We start from the raw sequence: 16509 nt of genomic DNA on the forward strand, positions 1-16509 counted from the left end.
CGATGGCGGAAAGCGCGTCGCGTCTGTCCCGCCTGCTTGACCGCAACCTCGCGATCCTGACCGACCAGCCGGGCCCGCCCCTCGTGGTCGGCGTGATCATCCTGGCCATGGCCCTGATCCGGGCCACCCTGTTTCCCGGCACCGGTGGGGACGACGGGGAACAGCTGATCTTCTCGCAATTCTTCGCCTGGGGCTATCAGGTCCGCAATCCGCCGCTCTACACCTGGCTGGTCATGGCCGTGTCCCAGGTCACGGGGCCCGGCCTGTGGGGGGTCAACATCGTCAAGTTCGGCCTGCTGTTCGCCATGTACATGTTCCTGTGGCGGGCGGCGCTGCGCCTGTTCGCCACGCGGGCCCTGGCCGGGCTGGCGGCCCTGGCGCCGGTGCTATTCTATTTCGTGGCCTGGGAAGTCGTCACCGGGTTCAGCCACACGGTCCTGACGGCCTGCCTCTATGCGGCGGTTCTGTGGCTTTTGCTGCGCCTGCGCGACGATGCGGCCGGCCGCTTGTCGGACTATGCGCTGCTCGGCCTCGCCATCGGCCTCGGCGGGCTCGCCAAATACGCCTTCTGGATTTTCCTGGCCTGCCTGCTGGCGGCGGCGATGACGGACCGCGACCTGCGCCGCCGGATTTTATCGCCCTGGCTGCTTCTGACCCTGGCCGTGGCGGCGGCGGTCCTGGCCCCCCATTACCTGTGGCTGGCCGAGCGCCTGGACATTCTGGCCGCGCAAGCAGGCGAAACGGCCGCCGCCCATGGCGGGTTTTCCCTGACCGGCCTGGGCCACGGCGTGAAGGCGGCGGCGGGTTTCCTGTCACCGTTCTGGCTGATCGCGCTGATCTGTTTTCCGGCGGCGTTCCGCCCGTTGCAGACGTCCGCCCATCCCATGGCTCGGGTTCTCGGCCTCTACATGATCCTGGTCCTCGCCGCGACCGCCGTCGGCACCCTGATCCAGCCCGAGTTCCGCATCCGCACCCATTACATGTTCGTGCTGCTGTTCGCGCCGGTCTGGGTGCTGCTGCGGGCCGAGGCGGCGGGTGCACCGATCCCCCGCCAACGAACACTCGCGGCCTTGATCACCCTGGTCCTCTGGGCCCAGCCCTCGGCCCTGATCGCCAAGTATCTGTTCGAGCCGCTGTCCTGCGGACGCTGCCAGCACCACATCCCCTACGCCGACCTGGCCGCCAGGATTAAAGCCATGGGATTCACGGGCGGTACCGTCGTCGCCTATTGGCATCCGGACCCGCTGCCCGGCAACCTGCGCGCGGCCCTGCCGGATGCGCGGGTCATCAGCCTGAAGCATCCCGACGTCCTCCCGCCCCTGGCGCCCGGGGCCGCCGGTCAATGCCTCGTGGTCTGGTCGGCGGACGCCGCGCGCGACAACCGGCCCACCGCCATCGCCGGCGCCAACAGTCTGCTCGATGCCGGCATCGCCCCGGACACGCCACAGCGTCTGGTGATTTCACCGCTGGAGGGATTGCCGATGTTGACCGGCGGCAAGACGGCGGCGCTCGGCGTGATCCTGACCCCCGGCGCGGGCGACTGCCGCTAAGGCCAAGCCCGCTAGCGGCAGGTGCCCTCGCCGTCCAGCACCACGAAGGACCAGGACAGACGTTTGTCCGGATTGCCCGGCAAGGGATGCGTGCTTCGGCGGAAGATCGTCTGCTTCGGCACGGGGATGCCGCCCCGCAGGTCTTCGACCAGCATCCGCCCCTCCCCGCCCTCGGACGGCCCACCGGACCAGATCAGCGCGCATTTGCCGCCTTCCCCCGCCTGCCCGGCGGCGTTCAGGGGCGGCATGTAATCGCGCCACCGGGTACTGATCACGCGGGCATGGGGGAAATAGCGGCGCAAATTTCCGGCGATCTGGTTCGGACGATCCACGGCGACGATGGTCCCGGCGCTGAACCCGGCGACGGCCAGACTGCGGGCAAGCTCCTCGTAAGGGACGAAGAAATTGCATTTGCGGCAGGTCTGAGGACCCAGAATGCCCCGCCCGACAAGGCCCGCCGGCACGGCAAGCGTCACGACCAGAAGGGCGGCCGTGAACCAATGCAGACGGCGTTCCGCCCCGTCGGCATCCGTGAACACCTTGATGCGCAGCAGCAGGTAAAGCGGCAGCGGGAACCACACCACCACCCAGTTGTTGCGCACGTCCGCCGCCCCCGTGACCAGGATCGCCGCGACGCAAACCACCACCAGCACCAGCAGATAGGTTTCCAGGAATCGTCCCGAATTGATCAGACGCGCCGACGGACGGGGCAGCGGCGCCAAGGCCCCGGGGAACATCCCCAAGGCGAACGGCAGGAACGGCGACACCAGACCGAGGGTCGCCAGGGTGAATTGCCCAAGCCCCCGGCCCGCCGCCGCCAGCCGGTCATCGACCACGGGGAACAGGCGCCCGGCCCCGGCGGCGGCGGCCAGGGCGTCGGCATCGGTCAGGAAATGAACCAGGGGAAGCGCCGCGATCCCGGCGGCCAGGATCATCGCCGCCAGAAAGCGCAGACCAAACACGCGGCCCCGCAGCCCCGGATGCCGCCACGCGGCGGCCAGCAGCGGCACCAAGAACAGGATGAAATTGTATTTCGCGAGCAGGCCCGTGGCGACCGCCAGGGCAACCCACAGATAGTCCAGCCATCCGAACCGTGTTTCCAGACGCAGGACCAGCCAGAACGCCGCCGCCATGGCCGCCAGCAGCAGGACCGTATGAGAATAGCTGACGACCGTTTCCCAGCCGATGAAATAACAGGCGACCAGCGACAGCGGCGCCAGGGCGGCGAACAGGCTGTCCGTGAACAGCCGCCGCGCGGCCTGATAGGCAAAGACATAGAACGCGGCGAGCAACGCGTATTTGACCCCGACCACCGCCCCCATGGCGGGGCCCATGATCTCCTCTGCCGCGCGGATCAGCCAGGCGTAGAGCGGCGGCTGGCCCGTCTTGTAGGCGAGCGCCCAGGACTGTGTGTAATAAAGGATTTCCGCGTCATCGTCGGAGCCCCCCGGAAACAACGACAGACGCAGGACCAGCAGAACCGCCACATAGGTCGCCAACGCCACAGCCAACCGGCCCGGGCCGGCGGCAATGATCCGGCCGGTCAAAGCGTTCATTTCGGCGTCGGGACGGGATTTAGGTCTTTGGGCGCCGACGGTGAATCCCCGAACACGCCGAACAGTCGGCGCAGGAACCCGGGGGCGAGTGCCGACAGCGGATTGACATCGACCTTTGGATCTTCCTGCGGGCCGGTCATGCGGAAGTTGGCGGCGAACAGACCGCTGCCCTTCTCGCCGCCGGTGAAGATGTTGCCCAGGATCGGAATGCGCCCCAAGGCCGAATTGATGGCATAGGCCGGCACGACCGTGCCTTCCAAGTCGACGATATCGGCATGGGTATAGACCGTGCCCGAGGCCGTGAAGCCGAGCGACGCGCCCGCCGCGCGGGCGTCGGCAATTTCGACCACGCCCGAGCGCATGGTGAAGGGAATGTCGAGCACGGCGAAGCCCAGGCCGTCGCCTTGCAGCGCATCCAGGATGCCGGTCAGCGCCATGATGCTGACCAGATGGGCCAAGGCCGGTGCCTTCAGAACGCGGTAATCGCGGATCAGCAGACGGCCTTTCAGGGGATGATCGGGTTGGCTGTCGTCGAAGGTGCCTGTCAATTGCAGGGCGCCGCCCTGCATGTTGTCGTAGAATCCCAGCGTGCGCAGCACGATGCCCGCGTCGGCGGTGCTGATATCAACCGTGCGGTTGCCGCCGTTCGGTCCCGGCTTGAGTTCCACGTTCAACGCCGTGGCGCCGTCGAGTACCGATTTCAGATAAACCGTGCGCCAGATATCGCCTTCACGCTGGAACGTGCCGGACACATCGCTCAGGGCCCGTTTGTCGTCGATCCAGACCTTGTCGAATTCGGCGGCGAGCACGAAGTCCCCCAGCAACTCCCCGCCCTTGCTTTCGGTCAGTTCCTTCCACACCGGCGACAGGTCGAGCCCCGCGCCATGGAACCCCAGGTCCCAGGCGCCGTCGGCGCGGCGGATCAACGCCCCCTTCATGTCCGTGCGGCCGTGGTTGATGCGCGTGAAATCGATGCGTTGAACGGATTTTCCGTCGTCCTCGAACGTCCCCCGCCCGGCGACGGCCAGATCCTCGGCATAGAGCGCGAAATGGGTGATCTCGCGCGCCTTATCCTGCTTGAAGGTGATGTTCATTTCCGCCCGGCCGGCGGCCCCAAAGGGTTTCTTCCATTTCACCCGGTCGACGGCCAGTTGCGCCTCGGCCAGGTCGGCGCGGACCTCGACCCGCGTTTCGCCGTCGTTCAGCACCGTGAAGCGCAGGTTGGCACCGACGGCGCCGCTGACGTATTCCTCGTTCAGAAGGCCGACGTTCAGGCCCAATTGGCGGATGCGCTCGACATCGGGAATCCGCCCGGACAGGTCCAGGATCGTGCGGAAGGCGACCTTCTCGCCGAAGTTCTCGCGCCAGGAAATATCCGCCGGCATGCCGGCGACGATGCCGTTGCCCTTGACCTCCATGCCGCGTTTGTCGATGGACATGGTCAGGTCGGCCGCGTCCAGATCGAAGCCGTGCAGGGCATGGGGAATCGCGGCGTCGCGCAGGCGCGCGTCGGCGGCGATGTTCACGTCCGCCAGCTTCAGATCGAGGATCAACGGAAACGCGATGCGCAGACGGACCTTTGCCGCCCCCTTGGTGCCCTTGGGATCGACCTCCATCTTGGCCGCATAGGCCAGCGGCGGATGGTCGATCAAGGCCAGCGCCTTGTCGAGCTGACCCGCGATCGTGGCCTGGATTTCCGCCTGTTCCCGGTCGGTCGACAGGCCAGTGATGAACAACTGCCCTTCGCTGAGCGTCATCCCGCCCGATTTCCCCTGGCTGACGAAGACGTCAAAGCGTTTGTGGGTAAAGGTCGATTTGCCCGCCAAGTCCGTGATGTCCGGCATGCCGGGAAGATAGGACAGGACCGTGTCCCGGAAATCCATGTCGCCAACCACCGAGGTCAGCGCCCAGCCGCCTGCCCCGCCGCTGACGTGGACCTTCATGTTGAGGCGCGGCACCACGCCGTCCTTCACGTTTTCCGTCCACCAGTTGTAGACATCGGGCGCCCACTCCGGGGCCCAGTACTTCCGGATGTCCTTCAGCGGGGCGTTCTGAAGCGCCACGTCGAAGGCGCCCACGGCGCTTCCCGTCGCGTCTTCCACGGTGCCGGTCAGCGTGGCCTGCGGGCCGCCCGTGTCGACGGCAAGCCGCGAGATTTCCAAGCGATCGTCATCCATCCAGTATTTGCCGGAAAACTGCAGCCCGGCGACCGGCAGGCGGTGCGCCGCCGAGCCCGGAGAACGCACGCTTTCCCCTTCCTTGGTGACAACGGTGAAATCGTGGACTTCCGCCGTCCGGGCGCGGCCGTCATAGCGCCCGGCAAGAACAAGGGATTTGACCGCGATCGCTTCCTGATACGGATCCGGGGTGCGTATCTCGCCCTCGCCACCTGTGAAGCGGAAGCCGATATCCTCGGGCGGGCCGTTGACGGTCATGCCCAGGGTAACCGTGCCCTTGAGCGGAAGCTGAATGCTTTCGAACCGCTTGAGGGATTCGTGGAAACCGGCAAGCGCCTTCGGATCCAGATCGGTGAAGGCGACGCTGACGGCCAGGCGCCCCTCGTTGACGAGATAGCTGCCCTTGGCCGTGACCTCGGACCGGCGGCCGTTCATATCCATCTGCAAGGCGACCTCGCCCTGAATCCCCGCGCCGTCGCGGACCAGGCGAATGTCGGCGACCGGCGCGGTCCATCGCCGGCCCAGGATTTCATCGACGATCACCGTTTCCGCGCCGATGATGTTGAGACGCGACAGATAGGCCAGTTGCGCCCCCGCATCCGGACCGGCCCCGGCCTTGGCGACCAGCAGGTCGAGCAGCCCGCTGCCCAACCCCTTGCCGTCGGAAATATCCTTGCCGTCGGATTGGGCGTTGCCCAGATTGACCTCGAACGTGCCGTCGGCGCCGCGCCGCAGAACCAGGCGTGGGCCGAACAGCTCGACGCTTTTCGGCACGATCGCGCCACGCCGGATCAGGGCCTGACTGGACAGCGAGAACGAAACTTCGGGGATCGCGGCGACGATGGCGCCCGCGCGGTCGTAGACCAGAACGTCGAGCACACGGATGTCGAGGGCGCGCTCCCACCCGGCCCAGGTCAGGATGGTGTCGCCCAGTTCGACCTGCATGTCGGGGCTGCGTTCGTTGAGCGCCTGTTCGATATAGGGCGTGAGGAAGCTGAGGGAGATCGGCCCCTTGGATAATTGCCACGACAGCAGGCCCGCGACGATGGCCACGCCCGCCAGCAGGCCGCCGGCAAGATGCGCGGCACCCCGGCACCACCGCTTGAGATGGCCACCCGTCCGATTCTCACCCTGCCCGCCGTGTTGTTCGACGTCGTTTGCCACCACGCCTCCGTTAGCGCGCTTGACCCCAGTTTTTGCTTACCGCAGTGTTCAGGCCCCCCCAAGGCCTGAGAAACAAGTGATTAGTATGCCTGAAAATTCGGCCTTCAGCAGTAAACCCGATCTGCCAAGCCCGGGAAACCCCGAATCCCTGGCAGTTGCCTGGGAACATTGGGATTCCGCCGTTTCCCGCGCCGCCGATCCAGGCACCGAATCGGCGGCGGCGGAAATCGCCGGCGGCGGCCCGGGCAAGGCTCTGCTGGACGCGGTATTCGCCCATAGCCCGTTCCTCGGCCGCCTCGCCTCGAGCGACCCCGCGTTCACCCTGCGCATTTTGTCCGACGGCCCCGACGCGGTCCTGGCCGGCGTCCTGTCGGACATTGCCGGTGCCCCGGAGGGCGAAACCGAACCCGCCATAAAGACGCGCCTGCGCGTCGCCAAAAAGCGCGCGGCCTTGGCCATCGCCATGGCCGACATCGGCGGCGACTGGTCCCTGGAACAGGTCACGGGCGGGCTCAGCGACGTCGCCGAAGCCTGCCTCAAGGCCGCCTGCGATTTCTGTCTCGGTGAAATGGCGCGGCGCGGCGCCCTGGAACTGGCCGATCCCGCATCGCCGTCGCAGGGGTCGGGCCTGGTCGTGCTCGGCATGGGCAAGCTGGGCGCGCGCGAGCTGAACTATTCCTCGGACATCGACATCATCGTGCTGTTCGACCCCGAGGTCATGCGCACGGCCAAGCCCGACGACCTACAGCCGGCCATGGTCCGCATGGTCCGCCAGATGCTCCGGATCATGGATGAGCGGACGGCCGACGGCTACGTGTTCCGCACGGACCTGCGCCTGCGCCCGGATCCCAGCGCCACGCCATTGGCGATTTCCGTCCTGGCCGCCGAAAGCTATTACGAGAGCCTGGGCCAGAACTGGGAACGCGCCGCCATGATCAAGGCCCGCGCCGTGGCCGGCGACCTGGAGGCCGGCACGCGGTTCCTGGAATGGCTGCGCCCCTTCATCTGGCGCAAGCATCTGGACTTCGCGGCGATCCAGGACATCCATTCGATCAAGCGCCAGATCAACGCGCATCGCGGCATCGGCGCGATCAAGGCGCTGGGCCACAACGTCAAGCTGGGCGGCGGCGGCATCCGCGAGATCGAATTCTTCGCCCAGACCCAGCAGTTGATCTGGGGCGGGCGCATCCCGGAACTACGCCTGTCCGGCACCAAGGCCGCCATCGACTGTCTGGTCACCCTGGAACAGGTCACGCCCGAGGCGGCGGCGGACATGAAGGCCGCCTATGACTTCCTGCGCCAGGTCGAACATCGGCTGCAGATGGTCAACGACGAACAAACCCACATCCTGCCCGACGAACCGGAAGCCTTCGACGCCTTCGCCGGTTTCATGGGCTATGCCACGGGCGCCGCCTTCGCCGAGGTTCTGACCAGCCACCTTGAGCGGGTGCAGACCCATTACGGGGCCCTGTTCGGCGACGCGCCGGCGCTCAGCGCCGAGGCGGACCAGGACGGGGCCGGCGGCAATCTTGTGTTCACCGGCGGCGAAGCCGATCCGGACACGCTGGCGACCATCCGCAAGATGGGGTTCGAGGAACCGGCCCGCGTCGACGCCCAAATTCGGGCCTGGCACCATGGACGCTACCGGGCGATGCGGTCGACCCGGTCCCGCGAATTGCTGACCGAACTGATGCCCGTGCTGCTGCGCGCCATCGCCAAGACGCCGGAACCGGACAAGACCTTTCTGCGCTTCGACAGCTTCCTCAAGGTGCTGCCCGGCGGCGTGCAGCTGTTTTCCATGTTCCATTCCAACCCGCACCTGTTGTCCCTGGTGGTCGAGATCGCCGGCAAGGCGCCCAAGCTGGCGGAGCATATGGGCAATCACGCGTCGATCCTGGACAGCGTGCTGACCGCCGATTTCTTCGACCCACCCCCGGATATTTCGGGCCTGCACGACGAACTCGAAGCCCAGTTGAAGGCCTGCCGAGATCTGGAGGACGTGCTGATCACCTGCCGGCGCTGGGCCAACGACCGCCGCTTTCAGGTCGGCGTGCAGCGCCTGGATGCCCGGATCGCGCCGCTGGATGCCTCGTGCGCACTCTCGGACATCGCCGAGACGGCGTTGGGCGCGGTGCTGGCCCGCGTCGCCGACGACTTCGCCGCGGGCCACGGCCGCATCCCCGGCGGCGAGATCGCCATCGTGGCGCTCGGCCGCCTGGGCAGCCGGGAAATGACCGCGGCCTCCGACCTGGACCTGATCTTCGTTTACGACGCCGCCGACGACGCCGAGGAATCGGACGGCGGGCGGCCGCTTGCCCCGGCGCAGTATTTCGGCCGCCTGACCCAGCGCACGATCAACGCCGTCACGGCGATGATGGTGGAGGGGCCGTTGTACGAGGTCGACATGCGCCTGCGCCCGTCGGGCACCAAGGGGCCGCTGGCCACGTCGCTGACCGCGTTCCGCAAGTACCATGATGAATCGGCCTGGACATGGGAACGCATGGCCCTGGTCCGCGCCCGCGCCGTGGCCGGCACCGGCGATCTGCGCGGCCGGGTCGAGAATGCCATCGCCGCCATCCTGGGCGATCCCGTGGACCCGGTGAAGCTGCTGCGCGACGCCGCCGACATGCGCCAGCGCATCGCAAAGGAAAAGACGTCGGACTGCATCTGGGACGTCAAGAATCTGCGCGGCGGCCTGGTCGACATCGCCTTCATCGTGCAGTACCTGACCCTGCGTCATATCGGCGACCATCCCGATATCCGCGACGCCAACACGGCCGCCAGCCTGGACAAGCTGAAATCGGCCGGCGTGTTGGCGACCGCCCATTGGCGAACCCTGATGCGGGCGCAGCAGCTTTGGATGGGTATCCTCGGCCTGCTCGCCGAAACCATCGAGGGCACCCTGACCAAGGAAAAGGAAGATCTGATTTCCGGCGCCCTGGCCGACGACCTGGTGCGCGTCGCGGGGGCGGACGATTTCACCGGCCTGAAACGCTTGATGATGGAAACGGCCCAGGCCGTGTTCGATATCTACCAGGACCTGATCGACGGCCCGGCGGCGGACCTGCCGCCCGCCGATGACGAGACCGAATGAGACCACGACGAACAAGGAGACCCGAACCATGACCCTTTCCACCGGCGACAAGGCCCCCGATTTCACCCTGCCCGCGGACGGCGGCGGCATGCTGGCGTTGAAGGACCTGAAGGGCAAGAAGGTCGTGCTGTACTTCTACCCCAAGGACGACACGCCGGGCTGCACCACCGAGGCCCAGGGTTTCCGCGACGCGATCAAGGCGTTCGAGAAGGAAGGAGCCGTGATCGTCGGCGCCTCCAAGGACTCGGTCGCCCGCCACGACAAGTTCAAGGCCAAGTACGACCTGCCCTTTCATCTGGTGTCGGACGAGGACGGCAGCCTGTGCGAAAGCTACGGCGTATGGGTCGAAAAGAACATGTACGGCCGCAAGTACATGGGCATCCAGCGCGCAACGTTTCTGATCGACGAAAAGGGCGTGATCCGCAACATCTGGCCCAAGGTGAAGGTCAAGGAACACGCCGACGAGGTGCTGGCCGCGGTCAAGGCGCTCTAGGCGCGCTTCGCTGGATCGCTGAAACCTCGACCATTGGGTGGTTTTGACGGCGCGGATTTTGCGCTAGTCTCCGCCCTCGATAAAATCGAGTCCGGCCCGATGCACCGTCGGGTCCACGTCCTCTGGGGAAATATCGATGGCCGACAAGACCGACGAAATCGACGACGACGAGGAATACGAGGACGACGAAGAGCTTGAGGACGGCGAGGAGTGGGAGGACGACGACGAAGAGTGGGAGGACGACGAAGACGACGAACCCACCGAGGAAGAGCTCAAGGCCGCCAAGAAGAAAAAGATCCTCAAGATCGCGGCCATCGCCGGGGTTCTGCTTGTCCTGATCGGCGGCGGCTTTACCGCCCATATGCTGGGCGCGACCGAAGCCATCCTCGGCAAGCCCGCGATCACCGAGGTGACCCTGGAAATCGGCAAGCCGGTCATTCACCAGTTGCCGGAAATCCGCACCGACCTGAAGAAGGTCGGCAAGCGCAATCATTTCATCAAGCTGAACCTGATCGTGCAGGTCGATGAACACGACCTGCCCGCCCTTCAGGACGAGGCGAAAATGGCGCTGGTGGTGGACAACATCAAAACCCAGCTGCGCGACCTGGAATACAAGGACGTGATCGGCAAGGAAGGCTCGGAGCGCCTGCGCTTCGAGTTGCTGAACGTCATCAATTTCGCGATCGCCCCGGTCAAGGCCCATACGGTCCTGTTCAAGGACCTGATCATTCAGTAGCCGCGAATTCCGAGGGCACCTTTCGATCCCCTTTTTAACTCAGACAAGAGTACGCGGGGCTGCGATGATGATGGCGGCGCCGATGCATGCGGCGAAGGTCTGCATTGTGACCTTCGCCTCTTTAACGGTGAGCCGAGCCGACGGTCATCCCGCCGCCCCTTCGTCACCACCCTTGACCCGTTGGGCCAGCGCGGCCGCCATGAACTCGTCGAGGTCGCCGTCGAGCACCGCCTGGGTATTCGACGTTTCCACGTTGGTGCGCAGGTCCTTGACCATCTGGTAGGGCTGCAACACATAGGAGCGGATCTGGTGACCCCAGCCGATGTCGGTCTTGGCGTCAGCCTGGGCCTGGGCCTCTTCCTCGCGCTTGCGCAGTTCGAACTCGTACAGCCGCGCCTTCAGCATGGCGAAGGCCTGGGCGCGGTTCTTGTGCTGCGAGCGGTCGTTCTGGCACTGCACGACGATGTTGGTCGGCAGGTGGGTGATGCGGATGGCGCTGTCGGTCTTGTTGACGTGCTGCCCGCCCGCCCCCGAGGCGCGGTAGGTGTCGATGCGCAGGTCCTTGTCCTCGATCACCACTTCGATGGTGTCGTCGACCACCGGATAGACCCAGGCCGAGGAAAAGCTGGTGTGGCGGCGCGCACTTGAATCGTAGGGCGAGATGCGGACCAGCCGGTGCACGCCGCTTTCGGTCTTGAGCCAGCCATAGGCGTTATGGCCGGAAATCTTCAAGGTCGCCGATTTGATGCCGGCCTCTTCGCCCGGGCTTTCTTCCAGCCATTCGACCTTGTAGCCATGGGCCTCGGCCCAGCGCGCGTACATGCGCAGCAGCATTTCCGCCCAGTCCTGGGCCTCCGTGCCGCCGGCCCCGGCGTGGACTTCGAGATAGGCGTCGTTGGCGTCGGCCTCGCCGGACAGCAAGGTTTCCAGTTCCGCCGCGTCGGCCCGCACCTTGAGCGCCGTCAACGCCGCCTCGGCCTCGGCGACGACGGCATCATCGCCCTCGGCCTCGCCCAGTTCGATCAGGTCAACGTTGTCGGCAAGTTCGCGCTGAACCACGTCGATGGATTTGATTCCGGCTTCCAGACGGTTGCGCTCGCGCATCAGGGCCTGGGCTTTTTCCGGCTTGTTCCACAGGTCGGGGTTTTCCGCCTGGGCGTTCAGTTCCTGAAGTTTGAGAACGGCATCATCGTAGTCAAAGATGCCTCCTCAGCAGTTCCAACGACTGCTCGATGTCCTGAACGATGCTGGTGATTTCGGCGCGCATGGCGGGGGTCCGTGGATTCCTTATGGTGGATCGGCAGGGGGTTGTAGCGGACGCGGGCCGCCGGATCAATATGGGCGCGCGGCCACGGTCAGTACAGCCCGCCGGTGCCGCCGAAGGGTTGCTGGGTGGCGTCACCGTTCCCCGACATGTCCTGGCCGGCGGAAATGATTTCCGTGTCCTCTTTCGGCACGGTGCCGGGCTTGAAGCTTTCCCAGATCACGTCCTCGGTCTGGCCGATCAGGGCCGGCAAGCCGGTCTGCGCGTCGACGCGGACCAGGCGGATGCCGGGCGGAATTCGGAACGGGATCGCGGGCGTGTTCTTGAGCGCCTGCTTCATGAACTGGGCGAAGATGGGTGCCGCCACGGACGAGCCCGTTTCCCGCCGCCCCAAGGTTTCCGGGCTGTCGTAGCCGACGAACACGCCGACCGTCAGGTCGGGCGAGAATCCCATGAACCAGGCGTCGCGGTTCTTGTTGGTGGTGCCGGTCTTGCCGGCCAGGGTCTTCTTGACCTCCTGGCCGATGCGCGCCCCGGTGCCGCGCTTAACCACGCCTTCCAGCATGGACACCATCTGGTAGGCGCTGGCCGGGTCGGCGACCTGTTCGCGGATGTCGGGCACGTCGGGCACCTGTTCGCCGCCGGTCCAGGCCCCCGTGCGGCACTGCGGGCAGGGCCGCTCGTCGTGGCGGAACACGGTGCGGCCCTTGCGGTCCTGGATGCGGTCGATCAGGGTCGGTTCGATCCGCCTGCCGCCGTTGACCAACATGGCATAGGCGGTGGTCAGGCGCAAAAGCGTCGTCTCCCCAGCGCCCAGGGCCATGGACAGGGCCCGCGGCAGGTGATCGACGATGCCGAAGGCTTCGACATACTTGCAGACCTGTTCCATGCCGATGGTCTGGGCCAGGCGCACGGTCATCAGGTTGCGCGATTTTTCGATTCCCAGGCGCATGGTCGACGGCCCGTAGAACTTGTTGGTGTAGTTGCCGGGCCGCCATTTCGGCAGACCGGGGCCCTGATCGACCACAAAGGGCGCGTCGAGGATGCGCGTCGACGGCGTGTACCCTGCGTCCAGTCCGGCCAGATAGACGAAGGGCTTCACCGCCGAGCCGGGCTGCCGCCAGGCCTGGGTCACCCGGTTGAACTGATTGATCTGGAACGAATAGCCCCCGACCATGGCAAGCACGCGGCCGGTGTGCGGGTCCATGGCGACGATGCCGCCCTGAACCTCGGGCAACTGGCGCAACGCATATGTCCCCTCGGGCAGCGATTTGCCGTCCTCGTCCTCGGTCTCCGGGCTGACGGCGATGATGTCGCCCGGCACCACGACGTCCGCCGGCCGCTTGGGCCGGGGCGCCCAGGTGTCCTCGTCGATCCGCCGGCGGGCCCAGGACATCAGCGCCATGGGCAGACGCCCGGCCGTGCCGTCGACCAGGCCCAGATGGGCGGCTTCGCCGTCGACGGCGGTGACGATGGCGATCTTATGGTGTTCCAGACCCTTGGGCGCCTTGTAGGCGGTCAGGATCGAGCGCCACTCCGGCGCGCCGGAAAAGCTGACCCCGTCGGGCACCCGGGCCAGCGGCCCACGCCAGGCGCGCACCCGGCGGTCGAAGCTTTCCAGGCCGTCGCGCAGCGCCTTTTCGGCGATCTGCTGCAGGCGTGGATCCAGGGTCGTGCGCACGGACAGACCGCCGTTGTAAAGCTGGTCCTCGCCGTATTGATCGAGAAGCTCGCGGCGCACTTCCTCGGCGAAATAGTCGGCCTCGACGAATTCCGTGTCGATGCGCTGGCTGACGCGCAGCGGCTCGGTCCAGGCGCGCTTGGCCTCTTCATCGGTGATCAGGTGATCTTCGAGCATGCGGTTGACGACCCAGTCGCGGCGCGCCTGCGCCGCCTGAAGCTGGCGGATGGGGTGATAGTTGTTGGGCGCCTTCGGCAGGGCAGCCAGATAGGCGGCCTCGGCCACGGTCAGCTCGTCCATGGACTTGTTGAAATAGTTGAGCGCCGCCGCCGCGACCCCGTAGGAGCCCAGGCCCAGATAGATCTCGTTCAGGTACAGTTCGAGAATCCGGTCCTTGGAGAACGCGCGCTCGATGCGGAAGGCGAGGATCGCTTCCTTGATCTTGCGCTCAATCGAGACCTCGTTGGTCAGAAGGAAGTTCTTGGCGACCTGCTGGGTGATGGTCGAGGCCCCCTGAGGCCGGCGGTCCGAGCCGATGTTCTTCAGGTTGCGCAGCGCCGCCGCGATGACCCCCGGAATATCGATGCCCGGATGTTCGTAGAACGTCTTGTCCTCGGCCGACAGGAAGGCCTTGATGACCCGCTTGGGGATCGCCTCGATCGGCACGAACACGCGCTTTTGCCGGGCGAATTCCGCCAGCAGGCGCCCGTCGCCCGCATGCACGCGGGTCATCACCGGCGGCTCGTAATTGGCAAGCTGGCGATAGTCGGGCAGGTCCTGACCGTAAATGTACAGCACGTAGAGCAGCCCCGCCCCGCCGACCACGGCACCGATGACGATCAATCCGACAATCGAGGACAACAGGCGGAACATGCTAACGCTGTACTTTCGTTTTGCCCGGCAATCGCCCGGGAAGCCGCCCCCGGATGGGGCGGGCGGGCCGGTTCATTGCATATTTCCAGGGGTTTATGAACAAATTATGGCGCCACGGCTAGGGCTGGCGAATCTTGGCCTGCTCAACAGCGCCGAAATATCGGTCGATGGCGTCGACGATCGCAGACGCCAACTGCCGACGGTAGGACTTGCTGGTCAGGCGGCGTTCGTCGTCGCGGTTCGACAGGAACCCGGTTTCCAGCAGGACCGACGGCAGGTCCGGCGCCTTCAACACGGCGAACCCGGCGAAGCGGTGCGGACGGGGCAGGACCTCGGTCTTGTTGCCCAGTTCGCTGACCAGATGGCCGGCGAAGCGCGCCGACTGGTTCATGGATTCGCGCTGCGCCAGGTCAATCAGGATGTTGGCGACATCGGCGCTTTCATGGCTCAGGTCCATGCCGGCGATCAGGTCGGCCTTGTTTTCCCGCTCGGCCAGCTCGGCCGCTTCCTTGTCCGATGCCTTTTCCGACAAGGTATAGACCGAGGGCCCGGACACCTTCGAATTGCGGATGGAATCCGCATGTACGGAAATGAAGAGGTCGGCCCCTTTCTTGCGCGCGATGGCGACTCGGTCCCGCAGACGGATGAACACGTCGCGGTCACGGGTCATATCCGCCCGGTAACGGCCCGAGGCGACCAGTTGCCGGGTGATTTCGCGGCTCAGCGCCAGCACCACATGCTTTTCGTAAATGCCGTGGCGGCTCTGCGCGCCGGGATCGACGCCTCCATGGCCCGGGTCGATGACCACCATCGGACGATGGGCGGACGGGCGGTCGCCGGGACGGCGCGGCGGCATGGGCAGGTAATTGGCGGCCACGGCTTGGGTCGGGGCCGGAGAGGCCGACGCCTCGGCCGGGGCGACCAGAGCGGCGGTGCGCCGTGCGACGGATTCCAACCGGCTGGACGCGGCCGCGGCCGGCGGCTTGGCGGCCCCGCGCGGACGCAGGCCCGCGATCTCGCGGGGCGGCATCGCGACGGAGGCGGCGAAGGCGTCATGGGTGGTGCGCTGGGCGTCGATCACCAGTTTGAAGGCGCCGCCGCCCGCCCCCGGAGTGACGTAAGCGTCCGCCACCTGAACCGGATGCTGAAATTCGAACACGATGCGCGAATTGCCCGGCCGGAACAGGCCATAGCGCAGGCCGTTGAACACGCCCTGTTTGCCCGGCAACGGTCTGGCCGGCAGTTGCCAGCCGACTTCCGGCAGGTCAACCACGACACGGTAGGGATTGACCAGGGTGAACAGGCGGAACGCGACCCGGCGGTCCAGGTGCAGGACGAATCGGGCCCCGTCGCCGCTGACCCCGCTTTGCAGGTCCGTGACCACGGCGTCTGCGGCGCGGACTTGGCCCGCAACCAAGGCGGCAAGACATAACGCACTGAAAACCATGGCATAATGGCGGATTCGCCCGCCGATCCCCATGGCTCGGTGGTGGGTCCGCGTGCTCATGCCCCCGGAGCCGCGACGTCGATGGTTCGGTTCGCTGTCATGCCGTCGGTATTTTACGGTAATCCGTTGATTCCGTCCGCTTTTTTCTTGCAATTGCGGCGGTCGCAGGGAGCACCCGGAATTCCCGAGCAATCCCAGTCCCCTATCGCCGCGCCGAGCATAAACAGCGTTGTGGAACAGACGGTCTCTGTCTATGTTAGTAGGCGAAGAATTCCACCGGCCCGCCTCTCCCCGATCGTAGGGGAAACGGGCGAGGAATGGCTCCGTCGTAGCCGGAACCGTCCGGGCATGGGTCTCCCCCCCTGTCCCAGGCGATGTCGAGGCGATTTTCGCCGGAGCCCACGAGTGTCCGAACGAGGTTTACCTCACCAAGGAACAATGATGCTGGCAACGGCCGTGCAGTCTCCGGAAAGA

Annotated in this window: 9 protein-coding genes; 4 read left to right on the forward strand and 5 right to left on the reverse strand. The window is 66.0% G+C overall.

Annotated elements, in window-relative coordinates; all coding sequences use genetic code 11:
• The first annotated feature begins 2 nt into the window (after positions 1 to 2).
• Entirely contained in the window at positions 3 to 1550 is a 1548-nt protein-coding gene (locus RJ527_00880; protein WND76309.1) for a glycosyltransferase family 39 protein, read from the forward strand.
• 11 nt (positions 1551 to 1561) lie between these two features.
• Here the strand turns inward: RJ527_00880 and RJ527_00885 are convergent, their stop codons facing one another.
• Both RJ527_00885 and RJ527_00890 read right to left on the reverse strand, forming a co-directional pair.
• Positions 1562 to 3106 (reverse strand): glycosyltransferase family 39 protein, encoded by a 1545-nt coding sequence (locus tag RJ527_00885; GenBank protein WND76310.1) that lies wholly within the window; start codon positions 3104 to 3106, stop codon positions 1562 to 1564.
• The gene (locus RJ527_00890) at positions 3103 to 6447 is read right to left on the reverse strand and encodes a DUF3971 domain-containing protein (protein ID WND76311.1); all 3345 of its coding nucleotides are present in this window, start codon (positions 6445 to 6447) and stop codon (positions 3103 to 3105) included. The genes RJ527_00885 and RJ527_00890 overlap by 4 nt, the downstream gene beginning before the upstream one ends.
• Before the next feature lie 85 nt (positions 6448 to 6532).
• Here RJ527_00890 and RJ527_00895 point away from each other — a divergent pair, with 85 nt between their 5' ends.
• The 3 genes from RJ527_00895 (at position 6533) to RJ527_00905 (ending at position 10770) form a co-directional block, all read left to right on the forward strand.
• Positions 6533 to 9541 (forward strand): bifunctional [glutamine synthetase] adenylyltransferase/[glutamine synthetase]-adenylyl-L-tyrosine phosphorylase, encoded by a 3009-nt coding sequence (locus RJ527_00895; GenBank protein ID WND76312.1) that lies wholly within the window; start codon positions 6533 to 6535, stop codon positions 9539 to 9541.
• A 28-nt stretch (positions 9542 to 9569) separates the two neighbouring features.
• The gene (bcp, locus tag RJ527_00900; protein ID WND76313.1) at positions 9570 to 10034 is read left to right on the forward strand and encodes a thioredoxin-dependent thiol peroxidase; all 465 of its coding nucleotides are present in this window, start codon (positions 9570 to 9572) and stop codon (positions 10032 to 10034) included.
• 136 nt (positions 10035 to 10170) lie between these two features.
• A complete protein-coding gene (locus RJ527_00905) occupies positions 10171 to 10770 on the forward strand; it encodes a flagellar basal body-associated FliL family protein (GenBank protein ID WND76314.1) in 600 nt (199 codons plus the stop codon).
• Between the two features lie 144 nt (positions 10771 to 10914).
• On the opposite strand, the gene prfB is transcribed toward RJ527_00905, so the two are convergent.
• The 3 genes from prfB to RJ527_00920 all read right to left on the reverse strand — a co-directional run bounded on the left by prfB (position 10915) and on the right by RJ527_00920 (position 16095).
• A protein-coding gene (gene prfB, locus RJ527_00910) for a peptide chain release factor 2 (GenBank protein WND76315.1) occupies positions 10915 to 12037 on the reverse strand; the annotation gives its coding sequence in 2 pieces (ribosomal slippage) (positions 10915 to 11967 and positions 11969 to 12037; 1122 coding nt in all).
• 88 nt (positions 12038 to 12125) lie between these two features.
• Positions 12126 to 14588 (reverse strand): penicillin-binding protein 1A, encoded by a 2463-nt coding sequence (locus RJ527_00915; protein WND76316.1) that lies wholly within the window; start codon positions 14586 to 14588, stop codon positions 12126 to 12128.
• Positions 14589 to 14706: 118 nt separating this feature from the next.
• Positions 14707 to 16095: an N-acetylmuramoyl-L-alanine amidase gene (locus tag RJ527_00920; GenBank protein ID WND76317.1), complete on the reverse strand. Its 1389-nt coding sequence runs from the start codon at positions 16093 to 16095 to the stop codon at positions 14707 to 14709.
• Positions 16096 to 16509 lie beyond the last annotated feature (414 nt).

It is taken from the genome of Thalassospiraceae bacterium LMO-SO8 (assembly GCA_031655335.1).
Lineage (GTDB): Bacteria > Pseudomonadota > Alphaproteobacteria > Rhodospirillales > Casp-alpha2 > UBA1479.